We start from the raw sequence: 3,491 nt of genomic DNA, 5'->3' as shown, positions 1-3,491 counted from the left end.
ACCCGATCTCCACCGCGGAGTCGCCGACCATCTCCGCCACCGCCCGGTCGTGCACCGGGGAGAACGGGCAGACGCCGCTGGCCAGTGCCGAGATCGACGACCGGTAGTAGGCGGACCAGCACTCCTCCCAGCTCGCGTCCCGGCAGGTCACGAGCGCGGTCACGGCCCGGTGGAACTCGTCGACGGTGTGCAGGACCCCGGTGGCGAGCAGGTCGCGGGCCATGGCCGGGATCAGCGCCTCGCTGACCTCGTCGTCGTCGAGGTCGTGCCCGATCCGCACCCGACGGTCGTCGGCGATCACGGTGAACACCCCGAAGCGCCGGCCCGGTCCGCCCCGGATCGCCGAGATCGTCCGGCTCGTCCCGCGGGTCGCTGTGGTCTCCATGGGGGCAGACGGTAGGGCGAGCGGGAGGTCCGCGGCGAGAGGATTCAGTGGATTCCGGCAGGTCGAACGGGTGGTGCCCTGCCCGGTCGGGCAGTGGCCGCACGCGATCGGCTCGGGCCGGCGGTCGTGCAACGTTGCTGCAACCCCGCCGCGCATAGTGTCCTACATCACAGCGACGACCACGGGGGTCGCGCGGAGGAGAAGGAGGGGCACGATGCCCGTTTTCGCACAGCCCGGCGCCGATGGTTCGGTGATGTCCTACAAGAGCCGCTACGACCATTTCATCGGCGGCGAGTGGGTGGCACCCGTCAAGGGCGAGTACTTCGAGAACGTCACCCCGATCACCGGCCAGGTCTTCTGCGAGGTCGGCCGCGGCACGTCCGAGGACATCGAGGCGGCCCTGGACGCCGCGTGGGCCGCCGCCCCCGGCTGGAACGCCACCTCCGCCGCGGAGCGCTCGCTGGTCCTGCTCCGGATCGCCGACCGGATGGAGGAGAACCTCGAGGCCATCGCGCTGGCCGAGTCGTGGGACAACGGCAAGCCGATCCGCGAGTGCCTGGCCGCCGACATCCCGCTGGCGATCGATCACTTCCGCTACTTCGCCGGCTGCATCCGCGCCCAGGAGGGCGGGATCTCGCAGATCGACGAGGACACGGTGGCGTACCACTTCCACGAGCCGCTCGGCGTGGTCGGACAGATCATCCCGTGGAACTTCCCGGTCCTCATGGCGGTGTGGAAGCTCGCCCCGGCCCTGGCCGCGGGTAACTGCGTGGTGCTCAAGCCCGCCGAGCAGACCCCGGCGTCGATCCTGTTCCTCATGTCCGTGATCGGCGACCTGCTCCCGCCCGGCGTCGTGAACGTGGTCAACGGATTCGGCACCGAGGCCGGCAAGCCGCTGGCCTCCAACCCCCGGATCCGCAAGGTCGCCTTCACCGGTGAGACCACCACCGGACGCCTGATCATGCAGTACGCCTCGGAGAACCTCATCCCGGTGACCCTCGAGTTGGGTGGCAAGAGCCCCAACATCTTCTTCGAGGACGTCATGGACGCCGACGACGACTTCCGTCAGGCCGCGCTCGAGGGATTCGCGATGTTCGGCCTCAACCAGGGCGAGGTGTGCACGTGCCCGTCGCGCGCGCTCGTGCAGAGGTCGGTCTTCGACGAGTTCAGCGAGCTCGCGATCGAGCGCACCAACAAGATCACGCAGGGCAATCCGCTCGACACCGACACGATGCTCGGCGCGCAGGCCTCCAATGACCAGTTGGAGAAGATCCTGTCCTACATCGACATCGGCAAGCAGGAGGGCGCGGACGTCCTCACCGGCGGCGGACGGGCGGAGCTCGAGGGCGATCTCGCGGGCGGCTTCTACGTGCAGCCGACCGTCTTCCGCGGCCACAACAAGATGCGGCTGTTCCAGGAGGAGATCTTCGGGCCCGTGCTCTCCCTGAGCTCGTTCACCGACTTCGACGACGCCATGATGATCGCCAACGACACGCTCTACGGCCTGGGCGCCGGCGTGTGGTCGCGCAACGGCACCACCGCCTACCGGGCCGGTCGCACCATCCAGGCCGGCCGGGTGTGGACCAACACCTACCACCAGTACCCGGCCCACGCGGCGTTCGGCGGCTACAAGCAGTCCGGCATCGGGCGCGAGAACCACCGCATGATGCTCGACCACTACCAGCAGACCAAGTGCCTGCTGGTGAGCTACTCGGGCAAGCCGCAGGGCTTCTTCTGAGCCGCGGCGGATCAGAAGAGGAGGGACCGGTCATGGACGACGTCTGCGGACTCCCCTCGGGCGGGAGCGTGCCCATCGCGGCGCGCGCCCTCCCGCCGGAGGGGGCGCCGCCCGGTCTCCCGCCCCGCGTCGTGGTCACCGAGCCGGCCGCCGACCTCATCCGTGAGCTCGTCGGCCGGCACGGCCCGGTGATGTTCCACCAGTCGGGCGGGTGCTGCGACGGGTCGGCACCCATGTGTTACCCCGACGGTGAGTTCCGAGTGGGACAGCGCGACGTGCTGGTGGGAGAGGTCGACCTCGGCGCGGACGGTCCGTCCGGAGCCGACCGGTCCGAACCACCGGGCGACGACGACGAGGCGCGCACGCCCTCCTCGTCGTCGTCGACCCGGGTGCGCGTGTGGATCTCGGGCACACAGTTCGAGACCTGGAAGCACACGCAGTTGGTGTTGGACGCCGTCCCGGGCCGGGGCTCGGGGTTCAGTCTCGAGAACCCGACCGGCAGGCGGTTCCTGTCGCGGGCCCGGATGTTCGACGCGGCCGAGCAGGAGGCGTTGGCGGCGTTCCCGCCGCGTACGGGAGCGGACCTGGAGGAGTAGGCGCGGGGGCCGGTCCTGGTGCCGCAGTTGGTGATTCGCGCAGATGAGACGGGGTCCGGCGGTAGCATCGGGACATGGATACCGACCGTCCGGCACCCGTTGATCCCCTCGACGCCGAGGTCGAGTTCCTCACGCCCGGGCTGCGCTCGGATCTCCTCGAGCGGTGGAACGAACCGCGGCGTCGCTACCACAACGAGACGCACCTGCGCGCGGTGCTGCGTGCGGTCGACGCCCTGGAGTCGGACGGCGAGGCGTTCGACGGGACCGCCGTCCGGCTGGCCGCGTGGTTCCACACCGCGGTGTTCGACCCCACGGAGTCGGAGAACAACGACAAGTCGGCGGCGTTCACCGAGAAGGCACTCGACCCGGCCGCCCCCGTCGGCGAGGTGGCGCGCCTCGTGCGGCTCATGGGCGGGCACCGGGTCGAGGCCGGGGACCTCAACGGCGCGGTCCTGTCCGATGCCGATCTCGCGGTCCTGGGGGCCGACCCGGAGACGTACGACACCTACACGCAGGACGTCCGCCACGAGTTCGCGCACGTGCCGGGCGAGCGGTTCGTGGCCGGGCGGATCGCGTCGCTGGAGGCGCTACTCGAGCGGAGATCGGTCTTCCTCACGCGGGCCGGCCGCGACGCGTGGGAGAAGCAGGCGCACGCCAACCTCAACCGCGAACTCGGACTGCTCAGGGCCGGCGCGTCGGCGTAGTCGCCGGGCCCCGCGCCCCCGCCCGCAGCCGTCGGCGTAGTCGCCGGCCCCCGCCCGCAGCCGTCGGG

Annotated in this window: 3 protein-coding genes and 1 pseudogene; 3 read left to right on the top strand and 1 reads right to left on the bottom strand. The window is 70.6% G+C overall.

The features are described from left to right. A pseudogene (locus tag G6031_RS14060) lies at nt 1-385 on the bottom strand (hypothetical protein); the annotation flags it as partial. Nucleotides 386-599: 214 nt separating this feature from the next. Between G6031_RS14060 and G6031_RS14055 the strand changes: the two are divergent. From G6031_RS14055 to G6031_RS14045, 3 genes are all read left to right on the top strand, one after another. Continuing rightward, on the top strand, nt 600-2,123 hold the full coding sequence (locus G6031_RS14055; protein WP_179524183.1) for an aldehyde dehydrogenase family protein: 1,524 nt from the start codon (nt 600-602) through the stop codon (nt 2,121-2,123). A gap of 32 nt (nt 2,124-2,155) precedes the next feature. Continuing rightward, entirely contained in the window at nt 2,156-2,719 is a 564-nt protein-coding gene (locus tag G6031_RS14050) for a DUF779 domain-containing protein (protein ID WP_179524184.1), read from the top strand. A gap of 74 nt (nt 2,720-2,793) precedes the next feature. Further along, on the top strand, nt 2,794-3,423 hold the full coding sequence (locus G6031_RS14045) for a hypothetical protein (protein ID WP_179524185.1): 630 nt from the start codon (nt 2,794-2,796) through the stop codon (nt 3,421-3,423). Nucleotides 3,424-3,491: the final 68 nt, after the last annotated feature.

The organism is Dietzia sp. CQ4 (genome assembly GCF_014145125.1).
GTDB lineage: Bacteria > Actinomycetota > Actinomycetes > Mycobacteriales > Mycobacteriaceae > Dietzia > Dietzia natronolimnaea.
Note: the sequence above shows the minus strand (reverse complement) of the source record. Positions and strands in the feature narration are given on the sequence as shown.

Coding starts and splice junctions, on each gene's coding strand:
- G6031_RS14055 (WP_179524183.1), top strand. CDS start 600: ATGCCCGTTTTCGCACAGCCCGGCGCCGATGGTTCGGTGATGTCCTAC.
- G6031_RS14050 (WP_179524184.1), top strand. CDS start 2,156: ATGGACGACGTCTGCGGACTCCCCTCGGGCGGGAGCGTGCCCATCGCG.
- G6031_RS14045 (WP_179524185.1), top strand. CDS start 2,794: ATGGATACCGACCGTCCGGCACCCGTTGATCCCCTCGACGCCGAGGTC.